General features: G+C 62.8%; 17 protein-coding genes. 12 read left to right on the top strand and 5 right to left on the bottom strand.

Annotation, left to right across the window (positions count from 1 at the left end):
• The first annotated feature begins 173 nt into the window (after positions 1 to 173).
• From ACIPZG_RS11890 to ACIPZG_RS11860, 7 genes are all read left to right on the top strand, one after another.
• On the top strand, positions 174 to 1,172 hold the full coding sequence (locus ACIPZG_RS11890) for a phosphate ABC transporter substrate-binding protein PstS (protein WP_008097234.1): 999 nt from the start codon (positions 174 to 176) through the stop codon (positions 1,170 to 1,172).
• 139 nt (positions 1,173 to 1,311) lie between these two features.
• Entirely contained in the window at positions 1,312 to 3,600 is a 2,289-nt protein-coding gene (locus ACIPZG_RS11885; protein ID WP_400713735.1) for an ABC transporter permease subunit, read from the top strand.
• A gap of 17 nt (positions 3,601 to 3,617) precedes the next feature.
• A complete protein-coding gene (pstA, locus tag ACIPZG_RS11880) occupies positions 3,618 to 5,288 on the top strand; it encodes a phosphate ABC transporter permease PstA (RefSeq protein WP_400713732.1) in 1,671 nt (556 codons plus the stop codon).
• Positions 5,289 to 5,360: 72 nt separating this feature from the next.
• Positions 5,361 to 6,194, top strand: a complete 834-nt coding sequence (pstB, locus tag ACIPZG_RS11875) for a phosphate ABC transporter ATP-binding protein PstB (RefSeq protein WP_008097229.1) — start codon at positions 5,361 to 5,363, stop codon at positions 6,192 to 6,194.
• A 63-nt stretch (positions 6,195 to 6,257) separates the two neighbouring features.
• Positions 6,258 to 7,028 carry a phosphate signaling complex protein PhoU gene (phoU, locus tag ACIPZG_RS11870; protein WP_400713729.1) on the top strand — a complete coding sequence of 257 codons (771 nt, stop codon included), beginning with the start codon at positions 6,258 to 6,260 and terminating at the stop codon, positions 7,026 to 7,028.
• A gap of 93 nt (positions 7,029 to 7,121) precedes the next feature.
• Complete coding sequence (locus ACIPZG_RS11865; RefSeq protein WP_400713726.1) at positions 7,122 to 8,009, top strand: response regulator; 888 nt, start codon at positions 7,122 to 7,124, stop codon at positions 8,007 to 8,009.
• Positions 8,010 to 8,184: 175 nt separating this feature from the next.
• Complete coding sequence (locus tag ACIPZG_RS11860) at positions 8,185 to 9,087, top strand: M23 family metallopeptidase (protein ID WP_400713723.1); 903 nt, start codon at positions 8,185 to 8,187, stop codon at positions 9,085 to 9,087.
• Between the two features lie 6 nt (positions 9,088 to 9,093).
• Here ACIPZG_RS11860 and ACIPZG_RS11855 read toward each other — a convergent pair whose 3' ends face one another.
• The 3 genes from ACIPZG_RS11855 to phoB form a co-directional block, all read right to left on the bottom strand.
• A complete protein-coding gene (locus ACIPZG_RS11855) occupies positions 9,094 to 10,434 on the bottom strand; it encodes a hemolysin family protein (RefSeq protein ID WP_400713720.1) in 1,341 nt (446 codons plus the stop codon).
• Positions 10,435 to 10,652: 218 nt separating this feature from the next.
• Positions 10,653 to 11,960: a phosphate regulon sensor histidine kinase PhoR gene (gene phoR, locus ACIPZG_RS11850; RefSeq protein WP_400713717.1), complete on the bottom strand. Its 1,308-nt coding sequence runs from the start codon at positions 11,958 to 11,960 to the stop codon at positions 10,653 to 10,655.
• A 47-nt stretch (positions 11,961 to 12,007) separates the two neighbouring features.
• A complete protein-coding gene (phoB, locus tag ACIPZG_RS11845; RefSeq protein ID WP_003253341.1) occupies positions 12,008 to 12,697 on the bottom strand; it encodes a phosphate regulon transcriptional regulator PhoB in 690 nt (229 codons plus the stop codon).
• A gap of 174 nt (positions 12,698 to 12,871) precedes the next feature.
• Here phoB and ACIPZG_RS11840 point away from each other — a divergent pair, with 174 nt between their 5' ends.
• The gene (locus tag ACIPZG_RS11840) at positions 12,872 to 13,243 is read left to right on the top strand and encodes a hypothetical protein (RefSeq protein WP_043273100.1); all 372 of its coding nucleotides are present in this window, start codon (positions 12,872 to 12,874) and stop codon (positions 13,241 to 13,243) included.
• Between the two features lie 94 nt (positions 13,244 to 13,337).
• Here the strand turns inward: ACIPZG_RS11840 and ubiA are convergent, their stop codons facing one another.
• The gene (gene ubiA / locus ACIPZG_RS11835; protein WP_400713714.1) at positions 13,338 to 14,228 is read right to left on the bottom strand and encodes a 4-hydroxybenzoate octaprenyltransferase; all 891 of its coding nucleotides are present in this window, start codon (positions 14,226 to 14,228) and stop codon (positions 13,338 to 13,340) included.
• Positions 14,228 to 14,785 carry a chorismate--pyruvate lyase family protein gene (locus ACIPZG_RS11830; protein WP_400713711.1) on the bottom strand — a complete coding sequence of 186 codons (558 nt, stop codon included), beginning with the start codon at positions 14,783 to 14,785 and terminating at the stop codon, positions 14,228 to 14,230. The genes ubiA and ACIPZG_RS11830 overlap by 1 nt, the downstream gene beginning before the upstream one ends.
• A gap of 131 nt (positions 14,786 to 14,916) precedes the next feature.
• Between ACIPZG_RS11830 and ACIPZG_RS11825 the strand changes: the two genes are divergently transcribed.
• The 4 genes from ACIPZG_RS11825 (at position 14,917) to ACIPZG_RS11810 (ending at position 17,282) form a co-directional block, all read left to right on the top strand.
• On the top strand, positions 14,917 to 15,084 hold the full coding sequence (locus ACIPZG_RS11825; RefSeq protein ID WP_008091623.1) for a rubredoxin: 168 nt from the start codon (positions 14,917 to 14,919) through the stop codon (positions 15,082 to 15,084).
• A gap of 38 nt (positions 15,085 to 15,122) precedes the next feature.
• Positions 15,123 to 16,271, top strand: coding sequence for an NAD(P)/FAD-dependent oxidoreductase (locus ACIPZG_RS11820; protein ID WP_400713708.1), 1,149 nt, complete (start codon positions 15,123 to 15,125; stop codon positions 16,269 to 16,271).
• 188 nt (positions 16,272 to 16,459) lie between these two features.
• On the top strand, positions 16,460 to 16,759 hold the full coding sequence (locus ACIPZG_RS11815; protein ID WP_008091621.1) for an HU family DNA-binding protein: 300 nt from the start codon (positions 16,460 to 16,462) through the stop codon (positions 16,757 to 16,759).
• Between the two features lie 148 nt (positions 16,760 to 16,907).
• Positions 16,908 to 17,282 (top strand): helicase, encoded by a 375-nt coding sequence (locus tag ACIPZG_RS11810; RefSeq protein WP_400713705.1) that lies wholly within the window; start codon positions 16,908 to 16,910, stop codon positions 17,280 to 17,282.
• Positions 17,283 to 17,299: the final 17 nt, after the last annotated feature.

Here is a 17,299-nt window from a genome sequence, read left to right as displayed (position 1 = left end):
CTTGCCGGCGATGGGGCCAGACCTGTCCTGCAACATTTTGAAAGGCCATCCTGGGCTACCAGTGATGGCCTTTCATCCAATTGTCATATTGAAGTCATATCGTGTTCATGCGGCCTGCAGATACTGGGCCCCGATCCATCTAACACCCCCAATATTCCTGCTAGGAGCAAGGCATGAAACTGAAGCGTTTGATGGCGGCCCTCACCTTTGCCGCCGCTGGCGTTGCGACCGCCAACGCGGTAGCCGCTGTCGACCCTGCGATCCCGACCTACACCAAGACCACCGGTGTTTCGGGCAACCTCTCCAGCGTCGGTTCCGACACCCTCGCGAACCTCATGACTCTGTGGGCCGAGGCCTACAAGAAGGAATACCCGAACGTAAACATCCAGATCCAGGCTGCCGGTTCCTCCACCGCGCCACCCGCGCTGACCGAAGGCACCGCCAACCTCGGCCCGATGAGCCGCAAGATGAAGGACGTCGAGCTGCAGGCCTTCGAGCAGAAGTACGGCTACAAGCCGACCGCCATCCCGGTCGCCGTTGACGCCCTGGCTGTCTTCGTCCACAAGGACAACCCGATCAAAGGCCTGACCATGGCCCAGGTCGATGCGATCTTCTCGTCCACCCGCCTGTGCGGTGGCAAAGCCGACGTCAAGACCTGGGGCGACCTGGGCGTGACGGGCGACCTGGCCAACAAGCCCGTGCAGCTGTTCGGCCGCAACTCGGTATCGGGCACCTACGGCTACTTCAAGGAAGAAGCCCTGTGCAAAGGCGACTTCAAGCCTAACGTCAACGAACAGCCTGGCTCGGCTTCGGTCGTGCAGTCGATCAGCTCTTCGCTGAACGGCATCGGCTACTCGGGCATCGGCTACAAGACCGCCAGCGTGAAGACCGTGCCTCTGGCCAAGAAAGAAGGCGGCGAGTTCATCGAAGACAACGAAGCCAACGCCCTGAACGGCTCGTACCCGCTGTCGCGCTTCCTGTACGTCTACGTCAACAAGGCACCGAACAAGCCTCTGGCGCCGCTGGAAGCCGAGTTCGTCAAGCTGGTGCTGTCGCAAGCGGGCCAGCAGGTCGTGGTGAAGGATGGCTACATCCCGCTGCCGGCCAAAGTGGTCGACAAGACCCTGGCTGACCTGGGCCTGTCCCACGCCGGTAACGTTGCAAAGAAGTAACTAACTGAGGAAGAGGCCGGTGCCAATGCCCGGCTTCTTCCAAGCATTCTTGGTCCGAAGCCAGGGCTCCTGAGCGGCGGGCTTTTTTGCGTCAACGCACTGTCATGTTTTTGTCATACGGGACCGCTAGGGTGTGCGCATGAATGATCTGGCCAACTCCACAATGACCCAAAATTCTCCTCCCGTGCGCATTGATTTCAATACGCCGGAGTTGCAACGCAAGCGCCGCATGCGCGCCCTCAAGGATCGCTTCACCCGCTGGTATGTACTGGTGGGTGGGCTTGCCGTGCTGGCAGCCATCACCCTGATCTTCTTCTACCTGGCCTATGTGGTGCTGCCGTTGTTCCAGGGCGCCGAACTGACCAGCAAGAAGGCCCTGGAGCCCACCTGGCTGCAGCAGGATGCCGGTAAGCCGCTGTTGATCGCCCTTGAAGAGCAGAACCTGGTCGGTATGCGCGTTTCGGATAAGGGTCAGGCGCTGTTCTTCGATACCAAGACCGGTAACGAACTCAAACGCGTCGACCTGCCGTTGTCGGCAGGAACGCAAGTAACCTCCATCAGCACCGACCAGCCGGGTAGCCCGATGGTGGTGCTGGGCCTGTCCAACGGCAAGGCGCTGGTGTTCCACCACACCTACAAGATCACCTACCCGGACAACAAGAAAACCATCACCCCTGGTATCGACTACCCGTATGGGCAAGAGCCGTTCGCGCTCGACGACCAGGGCCGTGCGCTGGAACATGTCAGCGTCAACGTCAATGGCGATACCCTGATGCTGGCCGGTTCCACCGGTGCGCACCTGCAGGTGCTCGAACTGACGCGCACCGAGAACATGATGACCGATGAGGTCACCACCGAGCAGAATCGCATCGAGCTGCCACAGATGACCGAGGTGGTGAAGAACATCTTCATCGACCCGCGTCAGCAGTGGTTGTATGTGATCAACGGCCGCGCCACCGCTGATGTCTTCAGCCTGCGCGACAAGAGCCTGAATGGTCGCTACAAGCTGTCCGACAGCGCCGATACCGAAATCACTGCCACGGCCCAGCTGGTCGGTGGTATCTCGCTGATCATCGGTGACTCCAAGGGCGGCCTGGCCCAGTGGTTCATGGCCCGCGACCCGGATGGCGAGCAGCGCTTCAAGCAGATCCGTACCTTCCAGATGGGCAAGGCACCAATCGTGCAGATCGATGCCGAGGAGCGTCGCAAGGGCTTCATCGCCCTGGACGCCGAAGGCAAGCTCGGTGTGTTCCACAGCACCGCGCACCGCACCCTGCTGGTCGAGCCCGCGGCCGAAGGCGCCGGCGTGCTGGCCCTGTCGCCACGTGCCAACCGCATCTTCATCGAAGAAGGCGGCAAGCTGCTGCCGCTGAGCCTGAAGAACCCGCACCCTGAAGTGTCCTTCAGCGCGCTGTGGGGCAAGGTCTGGTACGAAAACTACGACGAACCCAAGTACGTCTGGCAGTCGACCGCTTCGAACACCGACTTCGAACCCAAGCTGAGCCTGTCGCCACTGACCTTCGGTACCCTGAAGGCAGCGTTCTACGCAATGATCCTGGCAGCCCCGCTGGCCATTGCCGCGGCCATCTACACCGCCTACTTCATGGCCCCGAGCATGCGCCGCAAGGTCAAGCCGGTGATCGAGCTGATGGAAGCGATGCCGACGGTGATCCTCGGTTTCTTCGCCGGCCTGTTCCTCGCGCCGTACCTGGAAGGGCACCTGCCGGGCGTGTTCAGCCTGTTCGTGGTCATGCCGGTTGGCATCCTGCTGGCGGGCTTTGGCTGGAGCCGCCTGCCGGAGTCGATCCGACTGCGCGTCCCGGATGGCTGGGAAGCGGCCATCCTGATCCCGGTGATCCTGTTCATTGGCTGGTTCGCCCTGTACATGAGCCCGTTCCTGGAGACCTGGTTCTTCGGCGGTGACATGCGCCTGTGGATCACCAACGACCTCGGCATCACCTACGACCAGCGCAACGCACTGGTGGTCGGTATCGCCATGGGCTTCGCGGTCATCCCGAACATCTACTCGATTGCCGAAGACGCCGTGTTCAGCGTGCCGCGCAGCCTGACCCTGGGCTCCCTGGCCCTGGGTGCGACGCCGTGGCAGACCCTGACCCGCGTGGTCATCCTCACCGCCAGCCCGGGTATCTTCTCGGCGCTGATGATCGGCATGGGTCGTGCGGTGGGCGAGACCATGATCGTGCTCATGGCCACCGGCAACACCCCGGTGATGGAGTTGAACCTGTTCGAAGGCATGCGCACCCTGGCGGCCAACGTGGCGGTGGAGATGCCTGAATCGGAAGTCGGCGGCAGCCACTATCGCGTGCTGTTCCTCGCCGCGCTCGTGCTGCTGATGTTCACCTTCGTCATGAACACCTTGGCCGAGCTGATTCGCCAGCGTCTGCGCAAGAAATACTCGTCGCTTTGATAGAAAGGTAGAGATCCGTGAAAAAGGATTCCCTCAAAGGCTGGTTCAAGAGCGGCGCCCCAGGCGTCTGGATCAGCGGTGGCGCGGTCGCCATGGCGGTCATCATGACCGTCGGCCTGCTGGCTGTGATCGCCGTGCGCGGCCTTGGCCACTTCTGGCCGGCCGACCTGGTCCAGGCCACCTACAAGGTGCCGGGCCAGGCTGATCATGTGGTCATCGGTGAAGTGGTACAGAAGGAAGAAGTACCGCGGGCTCGCCTGAAGGGTGCCGGCCTGCCGGTACCGGACGAAGGCCCGGAGTTCATGACCCGCGAGCTGATCAAGGTAGGTAACCGCGATCTCAACGGCAGCGACTTCACCTGGGTGGTCGGCGAGTGGCTGGTGGACGAGCAGCGTCCGGCCGACCTGATCGCCCTGGAGCGCCGCGAGTGGGGCAACTTCTACGGCTACCTGGTCAGCGTCAAGGAAGAAGGCCGCGTGGTCGCCGAAGGCCCTGCCGCCTGGAACGAACTGCAGACGCGCCTCAAGCGTGCCAACCAGCTCAACGCCGAACTGCAGACCCTGGAAAAGAAAGACATCGGTGCCATCAACCATGGCCTCGAACGCCTGCGCCTGCACAGCCGCAAGCTGGAGCTGGACGGCAAGCTGGACGCCGCCGCCCAGGCCGACATGGAAACCGAGCGCGCCGAGCTGAACAGCCGCTACAAGGCCATCGAAGAGCGCCTGAGCGGCCTGCACCAGGCCTTTGCCCGAGACAGCCTGGTGGCGCGTGACGGCAACGGCCGCGAAGTAGAGATCAACCTGAGCAAGGTGGTGCACGCCATCCAGCCGAACGCCATGTCCGGCTTCACCAAGATGGGCAGCTACTTCGCCAAGGTCTGGGAATTCCTCAGCGACGACCCGCGTGAAGCGAACACCGAAGGCGGTATCTTCCCGGCCATCTTCGGCACCGTGATGATGACCCTGATCATGGCGGTGATCGTCACCCCGTTCGGCGTGCTGGCCGCGGTCTACCTGCGCGAATACGCCAAGCAGGGCCCGGTGACTCGGCTGATCCGTATCGCCGTGAACAACCTGGCGGGCGTCCCGGCGATCGTCTACGGCGTGTTCGGCCTGGGCTTCTTCGTCTACGTGCTGGGTGGCTCGATCGACCGGCTGTTCTTCCCTGAAGCGCTGCCAGCACCGACCCTGGGTACCCCGGGCCTGCTGTGGGCGTCGCTGACCCTGGCGCTGCTGGCGGTGCCGGTGGTGATCGTCGCCACCGAGGAAGGCCTGGCGCGTATTCCGCGCACCGTGCGCGAAGGCTCGCTGGCGCTTGGCGCGACCAAGGCCGAGACCCTGTGGAAGATCGTCCTGCCGATGGCCAGCCCGGCCATGATGACCGGCATGATCCTCGCCGTGGCCCGCGCCGCCGGCGAAGTGGCACCGCTGATGCTGGTGGGTGTGGTGAAGCTGGCGCCGTCGCTGCCGGTGGACGGCAACTACCCTTACCTGCACCTGGACCAGAAGATCATGCACCTGGGCTTCCACATCTACGACGTCGGCTTCCAGAGCCCCAACGTCGAGGCCGCGCGGCCGCTGGTATACGCCACCGCGCTGTTGCTGGTGATGGTGATCGCCACCCTCAACCTCTCGGCGGTGTGGATCCGTAACCACCTGCGCGAGAAGTACAAGGCCCTCGACAGCTGAACCTGATTGCAAGCGTGCCGCCCGTGAGTCGGGCGGCCCTTTGAAACGAATTGATAGCGTATGGAGTTGACCATGCAGCAAGAATCCCACACCCACGGCATCGACATGTCTGCCCTGGGTCGCGACAAGCAAAGCCTGCGCCTGGCCGAAGAAACCGTGGCCATCGAAGTCCCCGGCCTGAGCCTGTTCTACGGCGACAAGCAGGCGTTGTTCGACGTCAGCATGAATATCCCCAAGCAGCGCGTGACCGCCTTCATCGGCCCGTCGGGCTGCGGTAAGTCGACCCTGCTGCGTACTTTCAACCGCATGAACGACCTGGTCGACGGTTGCCGCGTGGAAGGCGCCATCAACCTGTATGGCAACAACATCTACCGCAAGGGCGAAGACGTTGCCGAGCTGCGCCGCCGCGTGGGCATGGTGTTCCAGAAGCCCAACCCGTTCCCCAAGACCATCTACGAGAACGTGGTGTACGGCCTGCGCATCCAGGGCATCAACAAGAAGCGCGTGCTCGACGAAGCGGTCGAGTGGGCGTTGAAGGGCGCGGCCCTGTGGGACGAGGTCAAGGACCGTCTGCACGAATCGGCGCTGGGCTTGTCCGGCGGCCAGCAGCAGCGTCTGGTGATCGCCCGCACCATCGCCGTCGAGCCTGAAGTGTTGCTGCTCGACGAACCCTGCTCGGCACTGGACCCGATCTCGACCCTCAAGGTCGAAGAGCTGATCTACGAGTTGAAATCCAAGTACACCATCGTCATCGTCACCCACAACATGCAGCAGGCCGCGCGCGTCTCCGACTACACCGCGTTCATGTACATGGGCAAACTGGTCGAATTCGGTGATACCGACACCCTGTTCACCAACCCGGCGAAGAAACAGACCGAAGACTACATCACCGGTCGCTACGGCTAAGCAGCCTTGCCAGGGAACGACACGAACCACTTGAAGCTTGCAGCTGCTTCGCGGAGCCAGACGATGATCAACAAAGAAAGCCTTACACACCACATTTCCCAGCAGTTCAACGCCGAACTCGAAGAGGTGCGCAGCCACCTCCTGGCCATGGGCGGCCTGGTCGAGAAGCAGGTCAACGATGCCGTCACCGCGCTGATCGAGGCCGACTCGGGCCTGGCCCAGCAGGTGCGTGAAGTCGATGAACAGATCAACCAGATGGAGCGCAACATCGACGAGGAGTGTGTGCGCATCCTCGCTCGCCGCCAGCCGGCGGCTTCCGACCTGCGCCTGATCATCAGCATCTCCAAGTCGGTGATCGACCTGGAGCGCATCGGCGACGAATCGACCAAGATCGCCCGCCGTGCCATCCAGCTGTGCGAGGAAGGCGAGTCGCCGCGTGGTTACGTCGAGGTGCGCCACATCGGCGACCAGGTGCGCAACATGGTGCGCGATGCGCTCGACGCCTTCGCCCGCTTCGATGCCGACCTGGCACTGTCGGTGGCCCAGTACGACAAGACCATCGACCGTGAGTACAAGACAGCGCTGCGCGAGCTGGTGACCTACATGATGGAAGACCCGCGTTCGATCTCGCGGGTGCTGAGCGTGATCTGGGCCCTGCGTTCGCTGGAACGTATCGGCGACCACGCACGCAACATCTCGGAGCTGGTGATCTACCTGGTTCGCGGCACCGACGTGCGCCACCTGGGTCTCAAGCGCATGAAGGCAGAAGTCGAAGGCACTGCCGGCTTCGATGCTGAAATCGCTAATGTTCCGGCTGAACCGGACGATAAATAAGACTGCTCCCGAGCATCGACGCCCGGCCTTGGCCGGGCGTTTTCGTTTGTGCTTGAGCAGCAGGCAAGCACCCGCGATTCAAGAGGAGTATCGATGAGTAAAGTGAATGTGCTGGTGGTGGATGACGCCCCGTTCATCCGTGACCTGGTCAGGAAGTGCCTGCGCAATGCCTTTGCGGGCATGGTCATCGAAGATGCGGTGAACGGTCGCAAGGCCATGGCCATGATGGCCAAGGAGCCCTTCGACCTGGTCCTGTGCGACTGGGAAATGCCGGAAATGTCCGGCCTGGAGCTGCTCACCTGGTGCCGCCAGCAGCCCGAGATGAAACAGCTGCAGTTCATCATGGTGACCAGCCGCGGTGACAAGGAGAACGTGATCCAGGCCATCCAGGCCGGGGTTTCCGACTTTGTCGGCAAGCCGTTCACCAATGAGCAGCTGTTGACCAAGGTGAAGAAGGCCCTGAGCAAGATCGGCAAGCTGGAGAGCGCGATGGGCGGCGCCCCGGCGCGGGTGAACTCGGCGTTCGCCAATGACTCGCTCAGCGCCCTGACCGGCGGCAAGGTGGAAGCGGCCAAGGTGGCAGCCCCGGCCAAGCCGTTGCTCAATGCGCCAGTGCCGCAAACCGCCGCGTCCGCCGCGCAGTCCGGGCGGGGTCAAGGCCAGTTGCGCCTGGCAAGCGGTATCCAGCCCTGCGTGATCAAGGCGCTGAGCCTCAAGGAAGCGCTGCTGGTGGTACGCCGCAGCGCAGCATTGCCACAGGTGCTCGAAGGGGCGGTGCTGGACCTGGAGCAGGGTGAGAGCGCCGAGGTAGCTCGCTTGAACGGCTACCTGCATGCCGTCGCAGCGCTGGAGCCCAAGCCTGAAAGCGACTGGTTGCAACTGACCTTCAAGTTCGTCGACCAAGACGCGCAGAAGCTCGACTACCTGTCGCGGCTGATTGCCCGCGGCACTGCCCAGAAGCATTTCACGCCCGGGGCCTGAGCGGGCCCTATCGCCGGCAAGCCGGCTCCCACAGGGACAGTGCTGATCTGCTCTGTGTGGGAGCCGGCTTGCCGGCGATGAGGCCCTTGCAGACAACCACCCGACCAACTGCCATACCACTCCCGGATCGCGCTGCTAGGCTTCGACAGATCGCAACTGTCAAAAAGCCACTATCATGCCCGCCGCCGCCCGCTTGCTGCTGTTCTGTGCGTTGCTCTCGGCCTCGGCATCGAGCCTTGGCGTGACGCTCTACAAGACCGTCGACAACTTCGGCGTGGCCTCGTACTCCGACCGTTACAGCCCAGGGGCGAAATCCTTCGAGCTGAACGAGCCCATGCTCGAGCGCATCGATGGCCAGGTGCGCCTGCAGGCCGAGACCTTCCCCGGCGGCGTGCGCTTTCTGGTGCGTAACGAGCTGTACGTGCCGATGCAGGTCGAGTTGCGCATCGACCAGCTGGCCAATGCCTTTGGTGGCAACAAGCCGCGCAGTATTCGCGCGGTAGTGGGGCCACGCTCTACCAAGGTGCTGAGCTCGGTGCTGGCGGCTCCGGGTGGCAAGCTGCAATACGCCAGCAGCTTCCAGTACGCCATGGGTGACCCCGGCCAGCGCTCGCAGGCCTATCGTTATCCCTTCCCGTGGAAGGGCGGGCCGTTTCGCCTGACTCAAGGCCCCAACGGGCGCTTCAGCCACTTCGGCCCCAAGGGCCGCTATGCCATGGACATCGCCATGCCCGAGGGCACACCGATCATCGCGGCGCGCGGCGGCAGGGTGGTGAAAGTCGAGAACGATCAGAGTGGACGCGGGAGCAACCCGTCGGGCAACTTCGTGCGCATCCTGCACCCGGACGGCACCATGGGCGTCTACCTGCACCTGATGCGTGGCTCGGTGGTGGTGGCGGAGGGGCAGCAGGTGGCGCTGGGGCAGGCGCTGGCCAAGTCCGGCAATACCGGCAACAGCACCGGCCCGCACCTGCACTTCGTGGTGCAGCGCAACGTCGGCCTGGCGCTGGAGTCGATACCGTTTCAGTTCGACCGGCCAATCGGCGGGTTGCCGGACTTTACCGCCGGCAACCCGTGAGGCAGGTCAATCGAGCTTGAGCACCTTGGCCAGCACGATCTTCGGCCCTTTCATCTTCTTGATGATGATGCGCAGGCCTTCGACTTCCAGCACTTCCTCTTCTTCAGGCACGCGCTTGAGGGTCTCGTAGATCAAACCGGCCAGGGTTTCCGCCTCGATGTGGTCGAGGTCGATACCCAGCAAGCGCTCGACCTTGAACAGCGGCGTATCGCCGCGTACCAGCAGCTTGCCGGGCTGGTAGGCGAGGATGCCGCGCTCGGTCTTGCGGTGCTCGTCCTGGATGTCGCCAACCAGCACTTCCAGCACGTCTTCCATGGTCAGGTAACCGATCACGTTGCCGTCGGCTTCCTCTACCAGCACGAAGTGCGCGCCGCCCTTGCGGAACTGCTCCAGCAGCTGGGCCAGCGGCATGTGCCGGGTAACGCGCTCCAGCGGCCGGGCCAGGTCTTCGAGGTCGACGGTTTCGGGCAGGTGCTCGAGCTCGGCCAGCTCCAGCAGCAGGTCCTTGATGTGCAGCAGGCCGGTGTACTCCTCGCGCTCGGCGTCGTACAGCGGGTAGCGGCTGAACTTGTGACGGCGCACCAGGGCGAGGATTTCCTTCAGCGGTGCGTGGGCATCGATGCTGACCATGTCCTCCCGCGAGTTGGCCCAGTCGACCACTTCCAGCTCGCCCATTTCCACGGCCGAGGCCAGCACGCGCATGCCCTGGTCGCTTGGATCCTGACCACGGCTGGAGTGCAGGATCAGCTTGAGCTCTTCGCGGCTGTAATGGTGCTCATGGTGCGGGCCTGGCTCACCCTGGCCTGCGATGCGCAGGATGGTGTTGGCGCTGGCGTTGAGCAGGTAGATGGCCGGGTACATCGTCCAGTAGAACAGGTACAGCGGCACGGCCGTCCACAGCGACAGCAGCTCGGGCTTGCGGATGGCCCAGGACTTGGGCGCCAGTTCGCCGACCACGATGTGCAGGTACGAGATCACGAAGAAGGCGACGAAGAACGACACGGCCTTGATCAGCTCGGGGGTGTCCACGCCCAGGTAGGCCAGCAGCGGTTCGAGCAGATGGGCGAAGGCCGGCTCACCGACCCAGCCCAGGCCCAGCGAGGCGAGCGTGATGCCCAGCTGGCAGGCCGACAGGTAGGCGTCGAGCTGGTTGTGCACCTTGCGCAGGATGCTGCCGCGCCAGCCGTGAAGCTCGGCGATGGACTCGACACGCGTGGAGCGCAGCTTGACCATGGCAAACTCGGCGGCAACGAAGAAGCCGTTGAGCAGCACCAGGAACAAGGCAAAGAGAATCATGCCGAAATCGGCGAAGAGCGAGGTGAGGCTGATACCAGGGGAAGGGTCCATGATGGAGTTTTTACGGGGTCCGTCTTTGAGAATGGTCGAAAAGAAAGTGCCAGCGTTTGCTGGCACAGGGGATCCAATGTAGCGGCTGGGGCGATAAAAGCAAAGGGTGGTGGTGCTATGGGGCCGCTTTGCGGCCCAATCGCCGGCAAGCCGGCTCCCACAGTTCAAGGGCGGTGGGAGCCGGCTTGCCGGCGATCGGGCTGCGCAGCAGCCCCAGCTCACCCCTTGTCGTTAGCCAGTTGCGAGGGCGCAAAGTGGCAAGTAAAGGTACTGCCATGCCCTGGCACGCTGCTGATCTCCAGCTTGCCCCGGTGACGCATCAGCACATGCTTGACGATCGCCAGCCCCAACCCGGTGCCACCGGTGTTGGACGCGCGGCTGGAGTCGACTCGATAGAAGCGTTCGGTCAGGCGCGGCAGGTGCTTCGCGTCGATTCCGACCCCCGAGTCCTGCACCGACAAGTGCGCGCCTTGGGCGTCGGCCCACCAGCGGATGCGGATGCTGCCTTCGTCCTGGGTGTACTTGACCGCGTTGAACACCAGGTTGGAAAAGGCACTGCGCAGTTCCGACTCGCTGCCCTTCAACTTGATCCCGGGCGCAGCTTCCAGGGTGATGCGCTGGTTACGCGGCCCGGACAGTGCCTGGGCATCGTTGTAGATCGCCTGCAGCAGGGCATCGACGGCGACCGGCTGGTTGTCCGAGGGGTAGTCGGTGGCTTCCAGCTTGGCCAGCAGCAGCAGGTCGTTGAGCAGCGTCTGCATCCGTGAGCCTTGCTGGTTCATCTGTTGCAGCGCCCGGCCCCAGCGCGGGTTCACGTCTTCGACGTTGTCCAGCAGGGTTTCCAGGTAACCGGTGATGACCGTCAGCGGCGTGCGCAATTCGTGGGAAACGTTGGCCACGAAGTCCTTGCGCATCTGTTCGAGCTGGTGAATGCGGGTGACATCACGCACGAGCATCAGGTGCTCGTTGTTGCCGTAGCGGGTCAGGTGCAGCTGGACACGCAGGCGATCGTTGATCGGCGAAGGGATTTCCAACGGTTCGGCGTAGTTTTCCGACTCGAAGTACTCTTTGAAGCGCGGGTGGCGTACCAGGTTGGTCACTGGCTGGCCGCCATCTTGCGGAGTCTTGAAACCGAGCAAGGTTTCAGCGGCGCGGTTCCACCATTCCAGGTTGCCATCGCTGTCGAGCATGATCACCGCGTCACGCAGTGCGGCGGTGGATTCCTGCACCCGATCGATCACTGCCTGCAGGCGCCCGCGCACACGTTGGTCACGGCGCTGCAGGTGGTAGATGCTGTCGAACACTTCACCCCACAGGCCGTAGCCGTCAGGCGGTGCTTCGTCGGGCTGGTGGTTGCGTAGCCAGTCATGCAGGCGCAGCAGCTGTTTGAGGGTCCAGCCCAGGTAGAGCGCCAGGCCGATGGCCAGGCTCCAGCCGTAGTAACCGCTGACCAGGCCGCCGATCAGGCAGACAGTGATCAACAACAGCAGGTGGCGAATCAGGGTCGCGTGCCAGTTCTGGTTCAATTGACGGTCCTTGTACAACGACGTGCAGCTTGGCGCTGGGGGCTCGATCAGCTTTTGGTCGAGAAGCGGTAGCCAGTGCCGCGCACGGTTTGTACCAGATTTTCATAGGCTTCACCCAGTGCCTTGCGCAGGCGCCGGATGTGCACGTCGACGGTGCGTTCCTCGACATACACGTTGCCGCCCCACACCTGGTCGAGCAATTGGCCACGGGTGTAGGCGCGTTCCTGGTGGGTCATGAAGAACTGCAACAGGCGGTATTCGGTAGGGCCCATTTCGGCAGGCTTGCCATCGATGGTCACGCGGTGGCTGATCGGGTCGAGCAGCAGGCCACCGACCTCGATCGGCGCTTCGCTGTCGCTCGGGCCGGTGCGACGCAGCACGGCTTTGAGGCGGGCAACCAGCTCGCGCGGGGAAAACGGCTTGGTGATGTAGTCGTCGGCACCCACTTCCAGGCCCTGAATCTTGTTGTCTTCCTCGCCCTTGGCGGTGAGCATGATGATCGGGATGTCACCGGTCAGCTCGTCTCGCTTGAGGCGGCGCGCCAGTTCGATGCCGGAGGTGCCGGGCAGCATCCAGTCGAGCAGGATCAGGTCCGGCTTGCGGTCGACGATGATCGCATGGGCCTGCTGGGAATTCTCCGCTTCCAGGCAGTCATAGCCGGCCATTTCCAATGCAACGGCGATCATCTCGCGAATAGGCGCTTCGTCGTCGACGATCAGAATGTTCCTGCCAACCATGCTCAAAACCTCTCCTGGGAAATCGTGTCTGGCCCGCATTAGATAACGGAATTATTGCAGCTGTGTGACAGGGCGTTGGCCGTTCTGGCGACATTGCGTGACTGGGCTAGGCTACACAGGGCCGTTGCGACGGCAACCTGAACTCATTCCACCCCCGAAACAATGGTGATTCCAATGACACGACACACGCTGAGCTGGATGGCCCTTTTTGCTGCACTGGCGCTTCCGGGGGTAGCGTCTGCCCACCATGCCATGGAGAAGGATGGCATGTGGGTCGATCACGCTGGCATGACCCTGTACACCTTTGACAAGGATTCAGGTGGCAAGTCGGTATGCAATGACGAGTGTGCCAAGAACTGGCCGCCGTTGATGGTCAAGAAGGACGATGAAGCGCCGAAGGACAAATGGACCCATGTGACGCGAGACGATGGTTCGATGCAGTGGGCCTATGACGGCAAGCCGCTGTACACCTTCATCAAGGACAAGAAAGCCGGAGACAAGACCGGTGATGGCGTGAAGGACGTCTGGCATATCGCCAAACCGTGAGATTGCCGGGGCCGCTTTGCGGCCCATGCGCCGGCAAGCCGGCTCCCACATGTACTGCGGTGGCTCTGTGGGAGCCGGCTTGCCGGCGATGAATTCAGCGCAGGGCGTAGTCCAGCACCACGCTGATGAAGATCAGCAACCCCGCCCAGTGATTGTGCAGAAACGCCTTGAAGCACGACTCCCGGTCCAGCTTGCGCGTCGACCAGAACTCCCACGCAAAGCACAGCACCGCCCCCAGCAGCCCGAGGTGGAACCAGCCCCCCAGCTCGAAGCGGCTGCCTGCCAGCAACAGACAACCCAGTGACAGCAGCTGCAAGGTCAGGATGATCACTCGGTCAGCGTCGCCGAACAGGATCGCCGTCGATTTCACACCGATCTTCAGGTCATCGTCGCGATCCACCATGGCGTAGTAGGTGTCATAACCCACCGTCCACAACAGGTTGGCGATGTACAGCAGCCAGGCACTGGCCGGCAATTCGCCGCCCGCGGCGGTGAACGCCATGGGAATGCCCCAGGAATACGCGGCGCCCAACACCACCTGCGGGTAGTAGGTGTAGCGCTTCATGAACGGGTAGCAGAACGCCAGGGCCACCGCGCCGAGCGACAGCCACACGGTCTGGCTGTTGGTGCACAGCACCAGCAGGAAACTCACGGCCACCAGAATGGCGCACAGCGCCAGCGCTTCGCGCGGTCTGACCCGGCCGCTGGCCAATGGGCGGTCGGCGGTGCGTTTGACGTGGCCATCGACCTTGCGGTCGGCGAAGTCGTTGATGCAGCAGCCGGCGGCACGCATCAGCACCACGCCGAGGCCGAAAATCAGCACGTTGGCCAAGGTTGGCGAACCTTGCCCGGCAATCCATACGGCGGTCAGGGTCGGCCACAGCAACAGGTAGATGCCGATAGGCCGGTCCATGCGGCTGAGCTGGACAAAGTCCCAGGCGCGCGGGTGCACGCGGTTGAGCGACTTGAGCAGTTGCAGGTACATCAGCGGTTGTCCTCCTTGGCCGCTTGCCACAGTGCCGGCAGGAATACCTCGGCCACCAGCAGGTCGAGGCCGTTGCGTTCGAAGCGCGAGCGGCGCCCCCACAAGCCTTCATGGGCCGCTTCGGCAGGCAGCCAGGGCTGTGGATAAGTGCACACTTCGATGGGGTGGCGGATGAACGCCTGGTCGCAGAATAGCAACTCGCCCAGCGAACGGCTGCCAAGGGTTTCCAGGTCCAGACCGCCGCGCTCCAGCGCACTGCGGCTGGCCACGCTGCGGGCGAATACCCAGGGTTGGCCATGGCCGCGCAGGTACACTTCGCGCACCCAGCCCTCAGCGCCCGGAGCGATGCGCAGTGCCTGGCATTCGTCATCGCGCAGCGGCTGCCAGCCCTCGAACAGTGGGGTAACGCTGAAGTGATCGTGGGACAGGTGGGTCAGCCGGCGAGTCAGGGAGCCTTCGTCGAACAGCCAGTCAAGGGTAGGCTGGTCGATATCGGTCGCCAGCTGTGAATACGGCAGCCACGCGACAGCGGCTGCTTGCGGGGATTCGTACGACACGTCGGTATGCTTTGTTACAGCCAGAGAGGCGGCGAGCTTAGCATGATTGCCCCGACTGCTTGCATAATGCCCGCGAAAGGGCCTTGAGCCCGTATGACAAAGCCTGAGCCTGTACCGAGGAACGACACCCCATGAAGAAGTGGCAATGTATTGTCTGTGGCCTGATCTACGACGAGGCCGAAGGTTGGCCGGATGACGGCATCGCCCCCGGCACCCGCTGGGAAGATGTGCCGCAGGACTGGCTGTGTCCCGACTGCGGTGTCGGCAAGAGCGACTTCGAAATGATCGCCATCGGCTGATCCCCAACCTGTTTGCACATACGAGAGGAAAGCACGACATGACGTCCCCCGTGGTAATCATCGGTACTGGCCTGGCGGGCTATAACCTGGCCCGTGAATTTCGCAAGCTCGATGGCGAGACGCCGCTGCTGCTGATCACGGCCGATGACGGTCGCTCCTACTCCAAGCCGATGCTCTCCACAGGTTTCGCCAAGCAAAAGGACGCCGACGGCCTGTGCATGGCCGAGCCGGGCGCCATGGCCGAGCAGCTCAAGGCCGAAGTCCGCACCCATACCCGCATCAGCGGCATCGACCCCGGCCACAATCGCCTGTGGATCGGTGAAGAGGCCGTCGAGTACCGCGACCTGGTGCTGGCCTGGGGCGCGCAAACCGTGCAGGTGCCGATCGAAGGCGATGGTGCTGATTGGGTTTTCCCGATCAATGATCTGGAGGATTACGCACGTTTCCGTGCCGCGGCCGCTGGCAAGCAGCGTGTGTTGATCCTCGGTGCCGGATTGATCGGCTGTGAATTCGCCAATGACATGAGCCTGGGCGGTTTTCAGGTCGATGTGGTGGCCCCCTGCGAGCAGATCATGCCGACCCTGCTGCACCCAGCCGCGGCCGCTGCGGTGCAAGCCGGGTTGCAAGGCTTGGGGGTACGTTTCCACCTCGGCCCGGTGCTGACCCTTCTGCAGCAGGAAGGTGATGGGCTCGAAGCGCACCTGTCCGACGGCAGTGTGATCGCCTGTGACCTGGTGGTATCCGCGATTGGCCTGCGTCCACGCACGGACCTGGCCGCGGCCGCCGGGCTGCAGATCAATCGTGGCGTGGCGGTGGACCGCCAGTTGCGCACTTCCCACGGCAATATCTATGCGCTGGGCGATTGTGCCGAAGTCGAGGGCATCAACCTGCTCTACGTGATGCCGCTGATGGCCTGCGCCCGTGCCTTGGCCCAGACCCTGGCCGGCAACCCGACAACTGTCAGCTACGGGCCGATGCCAATCACCGTCAAGACGCCGGCTTGCCCCCTGGTAGTGTCACCTGCGCCTCAGGGCCGTGAAGGCACCTGGCAGGTGGAAGGGCAGGGCAGTGACCTGAAAGTGCTCTGCCACGCTGCTGACGGCCAACTGCTGGGTTACGCCCTGACGGGCAGCGCCGTCATGGAAAAACTGGCGCTCAATAGGCAGTTGCCCGCCCTTATGGCGTAAACGGCGGGCGTTCTGTCGGATTTATCCTGTTGTTGATCACACAATGGCCGCCCTGATACTGGCGCGGCCTCGGTGGGCGTGCCATTCTCACTTCCGTCTGCCGCAGATTAGAGCCTGCGGTGCCTTGAACGCTGCTTCAATGGCAGCACGGCAATAACAACAAGAAATCCCGTCAAAGAGGCTTCACTATGCGTAAACCAGAACTCGCCGCCGTCATCGCCGAAAAGGCCGATCTGACCAAGGAAAAGGCCAACCAGGTGCTGAACGCGATTCTCGACAGCATCACCGGTGCCCTGGACAAGGACACCGTCACGCTGGTCGGTTTCGGTACCTTTGAAAAACGCCATCGTGGTGCCCGCACCGGGAAAAACCCGCAAACCGGCCAGCCGGTGAAAATCAAGGCCAGCAACACCGTTGCCTTCAAGCCTGGCAAGAACCTGCGCGACAGCGTCAACACACCTGCCAAGCCGGCCAAGAAAGGCAAGTGATCGATTCCTGACATCCCCAGTGTCAGCACAACGGGCGCCTTCGGGCGCCCGTTGTGCGTTCTGCAGGCAACGTGCGGCGAACTTGCATAATTAGTTCAGGAAAAGGATAAACTGCGCGCTTCAGTCATATTTCATTCGAGGCGCGTTGATGAAGTTCCGCTTTCTTCTCTGGGCCATGGGACTGCTGATGGCCAGGGCCAGCCGCAACAACCCGGCGTTTCAGCAGCAACTCAAAGACAAGGACCTGGTGTTCCAGATGCAGACGCTGGACGGCAGGGTCGCCCGGCACTTCATCGTCAGTGACCAGCGCATCAGCAGCAAAGGCGGTGTGCACGCGCAGCCGGCCTTCGCGATTGCCTTCAAGGACGCGGCTTATGGCTTCGCCACGCTGCAGGCGGGCAACAAGCAGCTGGCGTTCATGCAGGGGATTCAGGACAAGAGCATCCAGATCAAGGGCAATCCGGCGCTGGTGATGTGGTTCCAGGGGCTGATGAAGTACCTGAAACCGAAGAAGAAGGGCTGATATCGCCGGGGCCGCTT

It is taken from the genome of Pseudomonas sp. NPDC089395 (genome assembly GCF_044749525.1).
Taxonomy (GTDB): Bacteria; Pseudomonadota; Gammaproteobacteria; order Pseudomonadales; family Pseudomonadaceae; genus Aquipseudomonas.
Note: the sequence above shows the minus strand (reverse complement) of the source record. Positions and strands in the feature narration are given on the sequence as shown.